Genomic DNA, 13,708 nt, shown 5'->3' on the forward strand with positions numbered 1-13,708 from the left:
AGAAGTCCGGGTGGACGCGTGATGACGCCCCGGGGAGCACGCCCCCGGGGGCGGGGCGGTCCTCGTGCGCCCCGGCGGCTCAGGCCCCGTAACGCCGGTGGCGGGCGGCGTAGTCGCGCAGCGCCCGGAGGAAGTCGACCTTGCGGAAGGCCGGCCAGAAGACCTCGCAGAAGTAGTACTCCGAATGGGCGCTCTGCCAGAGCATGAAGCCCGAGAGCCGCTGCTCGCCGCTCGTCCGGATCACCAGGTCGGGATCGGGCTGGCCCCGGGTGTAGAGGTGCTCGGAGATCAGGTCGGTGGTGACGACCTCGGCCAGCTCCTCGAAGCTGGTGCCCTTCTCCGCGTGCTCCAGGAGCAGGGAGCGCACCGCGTCCGCGATCTCCTGGCGGCCGCCGTAGCCGACCGCGACGTTGACGATTATCCCCTCGGTGCCGGACGTCGCCTCCTCGGCCTCCTTCAGCACCGTCTGCGTCTCCGGCGGGAGCAGGTCGAGCGTGCCGACGTGGTGGACGCGCCAGCGGCCGTCGGCGGCGAGGTTGCGCACGGTGTTCTCGATGATGCCGAGCAGCGGCTTCAGCTCGTGCTCGGGCCGGTCGAAGTTGTCCGTGGAGAGCATCCAGAGGGTGACGACCTCGACGTCGGTCTCGTCGCACCAGCCGAGCAGCTCGGAGATCTTGTCCGCACCGGCCTGGTGGCCCTGCACGGCCGATCCGCCGGACGCCTTGGCCCACCGCCGGTTGCCGTCGAGGATGACCCCGATGTGCTTCGGCACCTGGTCGTGGTCCAGGCGGCCTTCCACACGGCGCGCGTAGAGCCTGTACACCAGGTCGCGGAAGTTCACTGCGTTCACCCTCTCGGTTCCGTACGGGCCGGGGCCCGTCCTCCCCGTCGCCGGGGGTACAGGGGACGTCCACCGCGGGGGCGCGCCGCACGGCCTGCGCCGCTCGCACGATCCCCGGTCGGTCCGCGCCTCTACCACCGGCACGGGCCACGCGGGCCTGCGCCGCGCCGCACATCGGCATTCCCCGAAGCCGCCACATTACTGCGAGCGGGTCACCAGGGCCCAACCCGGTCTGTCACAACTCCGTGATAAGCAGAGAAACGTGACTGATGACCTCTCCCCCGACCTGCACTACCGTGCCGCCCCCGCACGCTACGACTCCATGGAGTACCGCCGGACCGGGCGCAGCGGCCTCAAGCTGCCCGCCCTCTCGCTGGGCCTGTGGCACAACTTCGGCGACGACCGGGCGCTGGACTCCCAGCGGGCGATCCTGCGGCGCGCCTTCGACCTCGGGGTGACCCACTTCGACCTGGCCAACAACTACGGCCCGCCGCCCGGCTCGGCCGAGCTGAACTTCGGCAAGCTCTTCGCCCAAGATTTCGCGCCGTACCGTGACGAACTGGTCATTTCGACCAAAGCCGGTTATCTGATGCATCCCGGCCCGTACGGCGAGTGGGGCTCCCGGAAGTACCTGCTGTCCTCGCTCGACGCCTCCCTGAAGCGGATGGGCGTGGACCACGTCGACATCTTCTACTCGCACCGCTTCGACCCGGACACCCCGCTGGAGGAGACGATGGGCGCCCTGGCGTCCGCCGTCCAGCAGGGCAAGGCGCTCTACGTGGGCGTCTCCTCGTACAACGCGGAGCAGACCGCCGAGGCGGCCCGGCTGCTCCAGGAGATGGGCGTTCCGGCCCTGATCCACCAGCCGTCCTATTCCATGATCAACCGCTGGATCGAGGACGACGGGCTGCTGGACACCCTGGAGGCGGCCGGCATGGGCTGCATCTCCTTCGTGCCGCTCGCGCAGGGGCTGCTCACGAACAAGTACCTGAAGGGCATCCCGGAGGGCTCGCGCGCCACCCAGGGCAAGTCGCTCGACCCGGGGCTGCTGTCGGAGGAGGTCCTGCGCCGACTGCGCGGCCTGGACGACATCGCCCGGGGCCGCGGCCAGTCGCTCGCACAGCTCGCCATCGCCTGGGTGCTGCGCGACCGCCGGATGACCTCGGCACTGATCGGCGCGTCGAGCGTACGGCAGCTGGAGGAGAACGTGGCGGCCCTCACGGGTCCGGCGCTCACCGCCGGGGAGCTGAAGGAGATCGACACCTTCGCCGTGGACACGGCGGGCACCAACATCTGGGCCGGTCGCAGCTGACGCCGGTCCGACGGGCCCGTACAGAAGGAAGCCCGGAAGCGGCCCGGTGACCGCTTCAGGGCCGCACGGCCCTCGCCACGGACCGGCCCACAAAAAACGGGCCGGTCCGTGGGGGGGATACGGACCGGCCCGAGGGGGGGGTTTCCACCATAACCCTTCGTAAGTGCCGACGCGCGCCACGCCACTCCCCCATCACCCTCCGAATCCGCCGGACTCCGGCCCGAGCAGGCTTCGCCCCACTTCGGCGCCCTCCCCCGAGCCCGTTATCGGCCTCCGTATCGAGGGGTCGTCCGGCGCCGCCGCCTTGACGCGGCCGGGTCTCGGGGGCGCGGGGTCTCGGGGGCGCGGGGTCTCGGGGGCTCGGGGCTCGGGGCTCGGGGCTCGGGGCTCGGGGCTCGGGGCTCGGGGCGAACTGGATCTGACCTCAGGGGTGCCCTGGGGGTGTCCCGCGTCGGAGCACGACGACACGATCCCCTGCGACGGGGACGCGCGACCGCACGCGCGGCGCGCGGGGCGTACGCGTCCGGAGGTGAGGCGAGGCCCGGGGCGGGGACGTACGGGGCGTGCACGTACGACGAGCAGGCGCGGGACGGGGCGTACGGGACGCGCGGCGGGCGGAGGCGCCGGGCGTCCGGCTCAGGGGCGGGGGGCGAAGCGGATCGCCACCGTGTCTCCGGCGACCACCACGAAGTCCCCTTCCTCGCACCGGATGACGGCCTGGAGCACCTCGCCGTCGTCGTCCCTGACCTCCTGGGTGCCGACGACCGTCCACGCTCCCGCGTACGGCACCGGCGGCAGGAGCGCGGGGGGCGCGTGGCGCCACTGGCTCGCCGGTACGCACCAGTCCGGTAACCGCGGCCAGGTGCCCGGGGTGACGCGCAGCGTCCGGTCGGAGGCGCAGGTCAGCAGGACGGACGGGTGCTCCGCGAGGACGAACTCGACGGCTTCGGGTTCGCCCGCCCGGCCCTCGGGCCGGTAGTAGACGCCGAGGACGGCGGTGATCCGCGCCCCCGTGAGCCAGTCGGCGTTGCCGGGCCGCGCGCGCCCGGCGGGCGCCGCGCAGTCTTCCCTCTCCACGGTCATGCCCGCTCCCACTCCTTCACTGTGCGTGCCCTCGTCAGGTAGGACGGCGGCCCGCACGATCCCGTTGCCTCCGGGGCACGGCTGAACTGACGTACGGAGTAAGCGTGTTGACCTGTGGGGCGGGATTCGGCCCGATGTCACCGGGGCTTGCGGGCTTCGATCAGGAAGCGGGCGGTGCGGGCGAGGAACGGCCCCTCCGTCTCGATCTTCCGGTGCAGCGCGGCGAGTCGGGGACGGTACTGCTCGACGGTGAAGCCGGGCACCATCCAGATCACCTTGCGCAGGAAGTAGACCACCGCGCCGATGTCGCGGAACTCGGTGCGCAGGGTCTCGGAGCGCAGGTCCACCACCTCCAGACCGGCCGCCGTCGCGGCGGCCCGCGCGTCCTCCGGGTGGCGGGCGCGGCGGACCTCGGGCGGCTGCGGGCCGAGGAAGAACTCCACGAGTTCGAAGACGCTGGCCGGTCCGACCTGCTGGGAGAAGTACGTACCGCCGGGGGCGAGCACGCGCGCGATCTCCTCCCACCACGTGGTGACCGGGTGGCGGCTGACCACGAGGTCGAAGGCGGCGTCCGCGAAGGGCAGCGGCGGCTCGTCCTCGTCGGCGACGACGACCGCCCCGAGCGGATGCAGCAGGGCGGTGGCGCGGGCGACGTTGGGCGGCCAGGCCTCCGTGGCCACGGTGACCGGCGGCAGCTTCGGCGCGGAGGCCAGCACCTCGCCGCCCCCGGTCTGGAGGTCGAGCGCGGCGTGGGCCCGGCCGAGCCGGTCGGCCATGGCCCGCGCGTATCCCCAGGAGGGGCGTTCCTCGGTGGCGCGGCCGTCGAGCCAGGAGAAGTCCCACCCGTCCACGGACGCCGCGTCGGCCTCGGCCACGAGGGCCTCGAACCGGTCGCGGGAGGCCGCGGAGTCGAAGTCGGGTCCGGCGGGGCGGTCGGGGGTGGCGCCGGAGGGGCGGTCAGCGGGGTCAGGAGTCGGGGCGGAGGCGGAAAGATCGGACATGAGGGAATCGTGTCAGGCGGTGCCGGAGCACGCGAACGGATTCCGCCCGCCCCGGCCCTCCGCGGGACCGGCGTGCCCCTTCCCTCACGCGGCCAGGGCCCCCAGCAGCACCCCGGTCAGCGCCCCGGCGATCATGAACGGGCCGAACGGGATGCCGGTCCTGCGCCCCGCCCGGCGCAGGAGCAGAAGGGCCAGTCCGTACGCCGCCCCGAACAGGAATCCGGCGAAGCCGCCCAGGAACAGCACGGACCAGCCGTACCAGCCGAGGACGACGCCGAGGGCGAGGGCGAGCTTCACATCGCCGAAGCCCATGCCGTTCGGGTTGATCAGGAAGAGCAGGAAGTAGAAACCGCCGAGGGTCAGGCCGCCCAGCAGCCCGGAGGTCCAGGACCCGGCGTGCCCGGGGAGCAGCGCGGCCCCGCCGAGCAGCAGGACCGCCGCGGCGGCGAGCGGCAGGGTCAGCGGGTCGGGCAGCCGGTGGACCCGCCGGTCGACCACGGCGAGGAGCACGGCGACGGGGGTCAGCGCCAGCCATACGACGAGCTCGGGGCGGGCGCCGGTGGCGGCGGCGAGCGCGACACAGGCGAGGGCGGTGACGAGGGGGGCGAGGACTCCGGGGGCGTAGGCGGCCGGGCCTGCGGGGGTGGGGCGTACGGGGGTGGGGCGTACGGGGGCGGAGCCTGCGGGGGCCAGTGGGTCCGGGGCGGAGGCGGGCGGGGCCGAGGGCTCCGAGCCGCGTGACTCCGGGACGGAAGCGGGCGGAGCCGAAGGCCCTGGACCGGGTGACTTGGGGACGGAAGTCGGCTGACCCGAAGGCCCTGGGCCAGGTGACTCCGGGACGGAAGCGGGCTGGCCTGAAGGCTCTGGACCGGGTGGCTCCGGGGCGGAGGCTTGCGGACCCGAAGGCCCTGGGCGGGGTGGTGCCGAGCCCGGGGCGGCCGGGGTGGCGCAGGGTGTGCACCGCGCCGGGCCGAGCCAGCCGCGGGCCGGCCCGGTGAGCGGGTGGCCGGCGGGGCACGCCGTACGCCAGGGCTCCTCCGGCTCGACGGCGAACCGGTAGGCGGCACGCGGGATGAGCAGTCCGGAGGCGGCACCCCAGACCGCGGCGAGCGTGAGCAGCACGGCGTCCACAGGGCGACCCTAACGGGCAGCGGAACCGGGGGTCTTGGGCCCGAGGGCCCAGAGCGGCAGTCCGGGACCCCGGGTGTGGCCGTTCGGCGGCCGGACTCGTCCGCCGGGGTCTACGGTCGGTGCCCATGAGGACATGGCGGGATGGCGACGGGACGCTCACGGTCGCAACGGAATCCGGGACCGGAGCGGGACCCGGGTCAGGGGCGGAAGCCCGAGGGGTACCGCTGCGGATAGCCGCTTCGTACCGGGCCCGGACCAGGGGACTGCTCGGGCGGGACGGGATCGAGGGGGCGCTGATGATCACCCCGTGCGGGAGCGTGCACACCTTCCGGATGCGGTTCCCCATCGATGTGGCGTACCTGGACCGGAAGTTCACGGTCCTGGCGGTCACGACGATGAAGCCCGGCCGCCTCGGGCTGCCCCGGCTGCGAGCCCGGCACGTGGTGGAGGCGGAGGCCGGGGCGATGGAGCGGTGGGGAGTGCGGCCGGGCGTACGGCTGGAGCTGAAGGCGTCCCCGGCCGGTGCACCGGAATCCCGCTAGAGGGGGCGGGGTTCCGGCGGACCGGGGTCAGCGGGGCGTGGGGCCACGAGGGACCGCGGCAGGTGAGGCGCAAAGTCACGGCGGGCCGATGCCGGGACAGGTACGCGATCACGACGGGCCCACGCCCGGCCAGGTGCACGGTCACTACGGGCCGACGCCCGGACAGGTACGCGATCACTACGGGCCCACGCCCGGACAGGTACACGATCACTACGGGCCCACGCCCGGACAGGTACACGATCACTACGGGCCCACGCCCGGACAGCACGGGTTCAAGGCGGACACGCACCGGGACAGCACAGGCTCACGGCAGCCCACGCCTGGACGAGTACGGGATCACGGCAGACCCGCCACCGGACACGCACGGAGTTACGGCGGGCCCGCGCCCAGCAGGGTCCAGGCTCCGTAGGCCGCGGACGCACAGGCGAGGGCGGCGAGCACGGCGGCCGCGCGGCCCGGGGGGCGCAGCCGCAGCAGGGCGATGGCGGGCGGGAGCAGCAGCGGGAAGGCGGGCATCATCAGCCGCGGCCGGGAGCCGAAGTACCCGGCACCGATCAGCGAGATGACGACGATCGCGACCGTGTAGAGGAGCACCGGGAGCGGTTGCCGCTGCCGTACGCAGAGGACGACGAGCCACCCCAGCAGCCCGAGCGCCGCGCACAGGCCGAGCGCGGCGGGCCACGGGAGCCCGGCGATGAAGGCGGCGAGCGCGCGCCCGCCGTCGATGTTGTTGCCCCACTGCGCCTGGACGTCGAAGTAGGCGACCGGGCTGCCCTGGCGTACGGCCACGAAGACCACGTACGCCAGCCAGCCGAGCGGCGCGAGCGCCACACCCGCGATCATCCGGGCGTTGCGGCGGAGCACCGGGCCGGCGCGGCGCTCGTCGCGGTACTCCCGTACGAGGGTGACGGCGGCGGTGATCGCCAGGGCCGCGATGAGGGCGGCGGCCGAGGGCCGGGTGAGCCCCGCGAGGACGCACAGCGCGCCGGCGGCGATCCAGCGGCCCTTGAGTACGGCGTGGAGCGACCAGGCGGCGAGCGCGGTGAACAGCGTCTCGGTGTACGCCATCGACTGGACGAACGCCGTCGGGTACACCCCCCACAGCGCGGCCAGCACCACCCCCGTACGCCGTCCGCGCAGCTCGGCGCCGACGGCGAAGATGCCCCAGGCGGCGACCAGCCCGGCGGTCCAGGCCACCAGGAGCCCGGCGCCGCCGAGGGTGAGCGGGGTCACGGCGGAGACGGCGCGTTCCAGGGCCGGGAGCAGGGGGAAGAACGCCAGATCGGAGTGGACGGAGCCGTCCGGGAGGGTGACGGTGTAGCGGTAGCCGTTCTCGGCGATGCGCTGGTACCAGACGGAGTCCCAGCGTCCGCTGAGCGGCCCCAGGGGGTCCTTCCCGGCGGCGGATGCGGCCGCCCAGAAGGCCAGGAGCCCCAGGGCCCGCACGGCGGCATAGACCGCGAGCGCGGGCGCGGCGGCCCGGAACGCGGCCGCCGTCCGGGACCCGCCGGTCGTGCGGGGGGCCGGGGCGGCGGGCGTCCGGGTGCGGAGCTGGTGATCGGACATACGGCCGATTATGACGTCGGTGACGAGTGCCCCGTGCCACGAGCAACGGGCGGGCGGGGGCCGGACGAGCGGTCGGCAGAGCCCCCGGCAGGCGTGCCGGCAGAGGCACGGACGGGCGGCCGGCAGGCATCCGGCAGAGGCACGGACCATCGTCCGGCAGAGGCGCGAGGAGCCGTCCGGCGGCTACCCGAGGAGGTGTCCGGCAGGAGCACACGCACAGCCGCCGGGAGACACCCGTGCAGGCATCCGGCGGATATCCCGGCGGGCGTACGGCAACAGCCCGGACAAGCAGGCGGCAGACACCCGGGCAGGCAGTCGGCAGAAGTACGGCCAAGCGGTCGGCAAGGGCGCACGCGGTGTCGGCTCCCGCGCGGTCGGGGCCGGCCGGATCTCAGACGCCGCCCAGCACTTCGTTCCCGAACACCTTCCACGGCGACATCTCCACCGCCTCCATCACCGCCAACTGCGGATGCCGGGCCGCCGTCTCGTCCCGTACGGCAACGGTGTCCGGCCAGCTGTCGAGGGGCGCGGCACCCTCGATGACGACGCCGTCCCAGTCGGTGGCGGCCGTCGCGCCCACCCGGTCGACGACGAAGCCGATGCACAGCACCGACGCCCGGCCCACCGTCCGCCGGATGGCGCCCACCGCGTGCTCCCGTCCGGGCTCGGGCAGCTCCCCCACGGAGAACTCGACGGCGACGGCACCAGCCCGGGCCCGACGGATGCGCACCAGGAGATCGTGGCCCCGGTCCGTCCACAACCGGAACCCGACCTCGTGCAGCCGCTGGAGACCGGCGAGGGACAGCAGCTGCTCGCGGGTGACGGGTGAACGGGCCCCCGGGGAGGGCGAGTCAAGACTGACCAGCGTGATGCGTCCGGTCACCGGGTGGGTCGGACGCAGCCCCTCGGCCTCCAGGTCGCCCAGCAGGGTACGGGCGTCCTGCCGGGTCCAGCCGAGGTGGTACGAGTAGAAGAATCCGGCACCCATCGACGCCCACCCCCATCGCTCTCGTCGTCGCGATCGCTCTCGCTCCGCGCGCGGCGTCGTGGTCGGCGACCCCGCCGTCCTTGAGCGTACTGAGCGACGGCCGGGGCTGCGTGGGCCCACGGGCCCACGGCCGGCCCCAAGCGGAACGGCCGCCGCACCCGCACAACGCACCGTTCGCACTACGGACTTGGGCCCGGCTTTGGGGCCGGGGGCCCGGGCGGCGGCGGCCTTTCGGCCGTACGCTCTCGGCCGTCGGCAACACGCGCGGTTCGAGGAGAGGGTGCACCGTGAGCGGTGACGGGGGCGGAGGCCGAGGCCCGGCCCGGGGAGACCGGAGCGCGGGGCACATACCAGGGGGACGCCACGGCACCGCCGGCTCCGGTGCCCCCTACCCGCCCCAACAGGGCAGCGCCTTCTTCGCGTTGACCCGGAGCTGGGTGATCAGCGGCCTGGTCTACCTCGCCCTCGGATTCGTCATGAGCCGCGTCCTGGTCGGTCTGCTGGCCACCGAGGAGCGGCTGGAGACGTTCGGCTGGCGGCTGGCCCTGCTCCACCTGCCCGCCCTCGTCGTGACGCTGCTGACGGTGCTGGCGGCGACCCGCGCCCTCCCCGAGGAGCACCGCGAGTCCTCCCGCACGGTGTATCTGCTCGCGGCCCTCGTCGTACCGCTGGCCGGGCTGCTGTACGGATTCGCCGTCGCGGGCGACGTCGTCGGCATCGAGGGGGTGCTCATGCCCGCCGTGTCGCTGGCGGCGGGCGCGGCGTCGGGGGTGGCCGTCGACCGGCTGCTGGAGGAGCGCGCCACCCGGCCCCCGGAGCCGCCCCGCTACGCGTACAACTGGCGGGACGGCGGGGCGACGGCGATGGAGTACCTGGGAGTCGTCGTCCTCGTCACGATGCTGATCGGCGCGATGGCGATGGCCGGGGTCGGCGGGCAGATCGGGGAGCGGCTGCGGTGTGCGATCAGCTCGCTCGCCGGTGGCGGCGGCTCCTGCTCGTCCGGCGGTGGGGACCCCGAGGCGGGGCCGAGGGCGGACGCGGACTACGAACCCGGGATGTGCCAGATCTCCAGCATCGCGGACAAGGCGGGCGGCAAGGTCAGGATCGGCTGGTTCGAGTGGGGAGAGGAGTACGGCTTCCGGCAGCGGGTCTCCCGGGCGAACACCGATGTGAACGGCGACGGCACGGTGGACGGGAAGGACCAGGTCGTCTCGATGACGTTCACCGACGCCGCGTCCGCCGGGGCGACGGCGAGCACCCCGGGCGTCAAGCTCGGGAGTCTGGGCAAGGCGGACGTCGACATCGGCGGAGGCATCAAGATCACCAACGGTGACACCTGGATCTTCGGGAGCGAGGAGGAGGCTCAGCAGATGCGGGACGACATCGAGGAGATGAAGATGTGGGAGACCTCCACCAAGCACAGCGGCGGCTACGGCGGAGGCTGGTACTCCGCGATGAAGTGGGCGGAGAAGAAGGAGGACATCGAGAGGAGGATCGGCGACAAGAAGATCTCCTACTCGACCGTCGGTCTCCACGCCTACGCGGACGGCGGCCTCTCCGTCAAGGGCGGCGACGCGGGCGAACTGGGCGCGAAGCTCGGCGGCAGGGCGACGTTCTCGCCCGAGGTGACCATCACCAAGGACGACGTGAACGGCAACGAGTCGTACACGTACACCGCCAAGCTCGAACTGGAGGGCAAGGCCGGCGGGAACACGGGCCCGCTCAAAGGGACCGTGGGCGGCAAGCAGATCCGTACCGGCGCCATCACCGTAACCCGCGACCAGAAGACCGGGAAGATCGTCCGGATCGACATGACGCAGACAGTGGAGAGCGGCTCGACGTCCGGGAAGGTCGAGGTCGGCGGCGACAACGGCGAGAACGGCCAGGACAAGCGGGGCGGCAGGGGGAGCGCTGCGGACTCCTCGGGCGAGACGGGCATCGACGTGGTGACGAACTCGATCGTCTTCGGCAAGGACACGGACGCGGCGACCGAGGCCGGACGGGGCATCGCGGAGCAGTGGCTGGACGGCTCCGGCAACAACACGGCCCCCTTCGCCTACCTCTTCGGCGACCACGGCATGGAGACGCGCCCGGACGGCAACGACCCGTTCCAGCGGCTGATGTTCGAGGACGGGCTGTCCAGCACCCTGCGGTACACGGGTGAGAGCGACGCGCAGGATTTCGGCTTCGAGATCTCGCTCGGCATGAGCCTCGGGTTCTCCCTCTCCATGGAGGAGAAGAGGGAGACGCTGACGAACGCACGGTTCCTCGGGGCCCCGCGAGGTGACGCGCGCACGTATCTTCCGTACAGCTACTGCGCGAACTGAACGGGCGGTGACGGAGTCGATGAGTACGACGAGGAATGCCAGGACGCGGAACGTGCGGAAGGTCCTGTGCCGGACGACGGCTGTGGCCACGACCGTCGCGGCGGCGGCCGTGCTGCTGACCGGGTGCGGCGGCGACGCCGACCAGGCGTCCGTGCCCGAGGGCTGGGGCACGTTGGAGACCGGCAGCCTGAGTGTCGGCTACCCGAGGAGCGAGGGGTACGCGGAGCAGCCTGCGGGCGAGCGGGCACGGGCCAACGCGGCCGTCGCGCTCAAGGAGGAGGACGGCATCCGGACCGGCATGGTCTCGGTCCAGCTGGACTTCGCCACGGGCGTGCACGACGCGGCGGGGGCTGCGGCGGCCGCGGGCGCGGGCATCGGCCTCAACTCCACCCGCAGGGCGACGGACGACGTGCGTCTCGCGGGCCCGGACGACGCCGGAGAGGCCCGCGAAGCACGCCGGATCGACTACGACTTCACGGCGGACGGCCAGGAGGACACCCCGAACCGGGGGACGCCGATGACCGGAGTCCTGGTGGCGGGGGTGGACTCGAAGGGCGTCCCGTTCGTGGTGCGCCTGAACGCGGTGAAGGGCGCGGTGGACGCCGGGGACCTGGACGCGTTCGTGGGGTCGATCACGGTCAAGTAGGGCAGGGAGGGCAGCGGTTGGGGGGGGGTGGTTCCTCTGCGGGCCGCCTTGGGGGCCCGCCGGTGGGCTCGTGGCTCGCCCGGGCGGCTTGTGACTCGCCTGGGCAGCTATTGGCTCGCCCGGGCGGCTTGTGGACCACCCGGTGGGCTTGTGGTGCGCCCGGGCGGCTTGTGGCCCGCCCGGTCGGCGCCCCGCCCACGTCCGCGTCTTCGGGCCGCTTCGGCCTCTACGCCGAGGGCCTGGCGGACGGTGCGGACCCGACGGACCCGACGGGCCTGGCGGACCGGGCGGACCGGGTGACCGTCGCGGACCTGGCGGACTTGGCGACCGGCTCGGGGGTGTGCTGAAGCCGGGGCGGGGCAAGGCCCCGGGGCTGGTTCCGCTTCTCAGGTCAGCGGGCACCCCAGCGGGAGGACGCGCTCGGACAGCCGGCCGGTGAGAAGGGTGTCGGTGACGTCGGCCTCGGCCAGCCAGTCCGCAGCGGTCAGCCGGTCCACGAGCTGCGGCAGGTCACCGGGGGCGACGCTGCACCAGGAGGACAGGGCGTCCAGGCCGATGCCCTGTCCTCCCGGTCCCAGCCGTCCCTCGCCGTCGGAGCCAGTGGCCAGGGCCAGGGCCAGGAGCCGTACGCCGGCCTCGGTCTTGCCCTTGCGGAGCTTCTTCTCCCCGACGACCCGCTGGGCCCATCCGCTCAGCTTGGGGCGCAGCTTCCTGCCGAAGGTGAACGGCCCCGGGTCGTCCTCGTCGGGCGTGAGGGACGGCACGCTGATCTGAGTGGGGCTCTCCGGGCGGGAGGCGATCAACTCCTCGACGGTCCCGGAGATGCCCAGCCAGCCGGACTCCACCAGTTGCCCCACCAGGTGCTCGGGATCGGACAGGGGCAGCCCCTTGATGTCCTGACCGACCAGGTTGCCGACCCCGGACTGCGCGGTGCGCAGCGTCACCATCACCACCAGCAGGCGTGCCTCCGCGCCCGGGAGGGGTGCGTTCTCGGCCACGTGTGCCAGGACGGCTCGGGCGTGGTTCCACTGTGCGGGGGCGGTCAGCAGCCGCGCCACGGCGGGCCCTTCGCCGTCCGGGGCCTGGCCGATGCGGTGCAGGTGCTGGAGGCGGGCGGTGGCGGCGGCCTGTTCGGCCCGCTGGGCATCGAGCCGCAGCCCGGTGTCGGCGGTGACTTCGGCCCAGGCGTGGAAGGCCTCCGCCTTACGGGCGTGGAGGTCGGCGAGCATCGCGAGATCGGGTTCGCTGCGGGCCTGGTAGGCGCGGAAGAGCTCGCCGAGCTCGGTGAGCTCGTCCCGCAGCGCGACGGGCCGCAGGTCGTGGGGGACGAGGCGCTGAGCGATCCTCCCTCGCGGGGGCCGTCTGCGCGCCGGCCTCGCGGAGCGGGGAGCGGACCGGGCCGCCGACGCCTGCTGCGGGAGGGCGGCGCCGGTGGCGGTGGGAGTGGCGCTGTGCGAGAAGTGCGGGCCGACCGCGGAGAAGGTCGGCGCGAGGGCTGCGGGACCTGTGGGAGCTACGGGGCCTGTGGGAACTACGGAACCTGTGGGAGCTGCGGCGTCGGTCCGGAACTTGTCGCTCCTCGCCGGTGCCTCGGCGGCGGGCGCTGTGGCGACGACCTTCGCGGTGGGGTGGGCGGCGGCGCAGCGCGAGCAGCACTCCATGACCTGCCACCAGCGTCCTTCCCGGTCCGTGATGACGGCCAGGACGACCGCTCCCCCGCACCGCCAGGGCACGGGGCGCTCCCGCGGCCCGGCGGGGCGGATGTGCGTATGGCACTCCTCGGCCCGACAGGCGCAGTGCGCCGAGGGGCGAGGGGCCGGGCCGGCACGCAGGTGGGCCTTGAGGTGAGCGACCGCCGCCGCACGACCGGCGGCGGCGGAGGGCAGCACCTGCGCGGCACAGGCCGGACGGCTGCACGAGACACGCACGTCCGCACGGCCACGCCCGACCGGGTCCAGCCGCACCGTCCACCTGCGTCCCGTCACGCGTTCGTTCGTCGCGTGGGCCTCCACACCCATCACACCTTCCTCGACGACTGTTCATCTGCCCGCCGCGGCACGCGTTCGTCTGTGCCTGTGTCAGCGGCGCGCGGCGTGTCACAGTCTGCTACGCCGGGCAGTCCGTATTCCGGCCCACAACACCAACGACGGTCCGCCGTTCGGGTGACGGCCCGGCGAGGATGTGGCCGGATTCCTGCCCTGGCGGTGCGGCCACGGACGGCGCGCCCGCGCCCGCCGTCCTGGTGGAGACCGACGGCGGGCGCGGGCTTCG

At 73.6% G+C, this 13,708-nt stretch carries 12 protein-coding genes; 5 read left to right on the forward strand and 7 right to left on the reverse strand.

What is annotated here, in order from left to right; all coding sequences use genetic code 11:
* Positions 1-79 precede the first annotated feature (79 nt).
* Positions 80-841 carry an isoprenyl transferase gene (locus KME66_RS10865; RefSeq protein WP_073215639.1) on the reverse strand — a complete coding sequence of 254 codons (762 nt, stop codon included), beginning with the start codon at positions 839-841 and terminating at the stop codon, positions 80-82.
* A gap of 262 nt (positions 842-1,103) precedes the next feature.
* Here KME66_RS10865 and mgrA point away from each other — a divergent pair, with 262 nt between their 5' ends.
* Positions 1,104-2,153: an L-glyceraldehyde 3-phosphate reductase gene (gene mgrA / locus KME66_RS10870; RefSeq protein ID WP_216321438.1), complete on the forward strand. Its 1,050-nt coding sequence runs from the start codon at positions 1,104-1,106 to the stop codon at positions 2,151-2,153.
* Positions 2,154-2,789: 636 nt separating this feature from the next.
* Here the strand turns inward: mgrA and KME66_RS10875 are convergent.
* The 3 genes from KME66_RS10875 to KME66_RS10885 form a co-directional block, all read right to left on the reverse strand.
* Positions 2,790-3,236 (reverse strand): hypothetical protein, encoded by a 447-nt coding sequence (locus KME66_RS10875; RefSeq protein WP_216321440.1) that lies wholly within the window; start codon positions 3,234-3,236, stop codon positions 2,790-2,792.
* Positions 3,237-3,373: 137 nt separating this feature from the next.
* Positions 3,374-4,237, reverse strand: coding sequence for a class I SAM-dependent methyltransferase (locus tag KME66_RS10880; RefSeq protein WP_216321442.1), 864 nt, complete (start codon positions 4,235-4,237; stop codon positions 3,374-3,376).
* Positions 4,238-4,321: 84 nt separating this feature from the next.
* Positions 4,322-5,368, reverse strand: coding sequence for an A24 family peptidase (locus KME66_RS10885; protein WP_216321444.1), 1,047 nt, complete (start codon positions 5,366-5,368; stop codon positions 4,322-4,324).
* 125 nt (positions 5,369-5,493) lie between these two features.
* On the opposite strand from KME66_RS10885, the gene KME66_RS10890 reads away from it, so the two are divergent.
* Positions 5,494-5,910 carry a DUF192 domain-containing protein gene (locus tag KME66_RS10890; protein WP_216321446.1) on the forward strand — a complete coding sequence of 139 codons (417 nt, stop codon included), beginning with the start codon at positions 5,494-5,496 and terminating at the stop codon, positions 5,908-5,910.
* Between the two features lie 369 nt (positions 5,911-6,279).
* Here the strand turns inward: KME66_RS10890 and KME66_RS10895 are convergent, their stop codons facing one another.
* Together KME66_RS10895 and KME66_RS10900 are read right to left on the reverse strand one after the other, a co-directional pair.
* Positions 6,280-7,476, reverse strand: a complete 1,197-nt coding sequence (locus tag KME66_RS10895; RefSeq protein WP_216321448.1) for a hypothetical protein — start codon at positions 7,474-7,476, stop codon at positions 6,280-6,282.
* A gap of 391 nt (positions 7,477-7,867) precedes the next feature.
* On the reverse strand, positions 7,868-8,464 hold the full coding sequence (locus KME66_RS10900; RefSeq protein ID WP_073215368.1) for a hypothetical protein: 597 nt from the start codon (positions 8,462-8,464) through the stop codon (positions 7,868-7,870).
* Positions 8,465-8,751: 287 nt separating this feature from the next.
* Here KME66_RS10900 and KME66_RS10905 point away from each other — a divergent pair, with 287 nt between their 5' ends.
* From KME66_RS10905 to KME66_RS10915, 3 genes are all read left to right on the forward strand, one after another.
* Positions 8,752-10,791, forward strand: coding sequence for a hypothetical protein (locus KME66_RS10905; RefSeq protein ID WP_216321450.1), 2,040 nt, complete (start codon positions 8,752-8,754; stop codon positions 10,789-10,791).
* 52 nt (positions 10,792-10,843) lie between these two features.
* Positions 10,844-11,437: a hypothetical protein gene (locus KME66_RS10910; RefSeq protein ID WP_073215373.1), complete on the forward strand. Its 594-nt coding sequence runs from the start codon at positions 10,844-10,846 to the stop codon at positions 11,435-11,437.
* Between the two features lie 170 nt (positions 11,438-11,607).
* The gene (locus KME66_RS10915; protein ID WP_216321452.1) at positions 11,608-11,784 is read left to right on the forward strand and encodes a hypothetical protein; all 177 of its coding nucleotides are present in this window, start codon (positions 11,608-11,610) and stop codon (positions 11,782-11,784) included.
* A gap of 39 nt (positions 11,785-11,823) precedes the next feature.
* Here KME66_RS10915 and KME66_RS10920 read toward each other — a convergent pair whose 3' ends face one another.
* Positions 11,824-13,455 carry a hypothetical protein gene (locus tag KME66_RS10920; protein ID WP_216321454.1) on the reverse strand — a complete coding sequence of 544 codons (1,632 nt, stop codon included), beginning with the start codon at positions 13,453-13,455 and terminating at the stop codon, positions 11,824-11,826.
* Positions 13,456-13,708: the final 253 nt, after the last annotated feature.

The sequence above is a fragment of the Streptomyces sp. YPW6 genome (genome assembly GCF_018866325.1).
Taxonomy (GTDB): domain Bacteria; phylum Actinomycetota; class Actinomycetes; order Streptomycetales; family Streptomycetaceae; genus Streptomyces.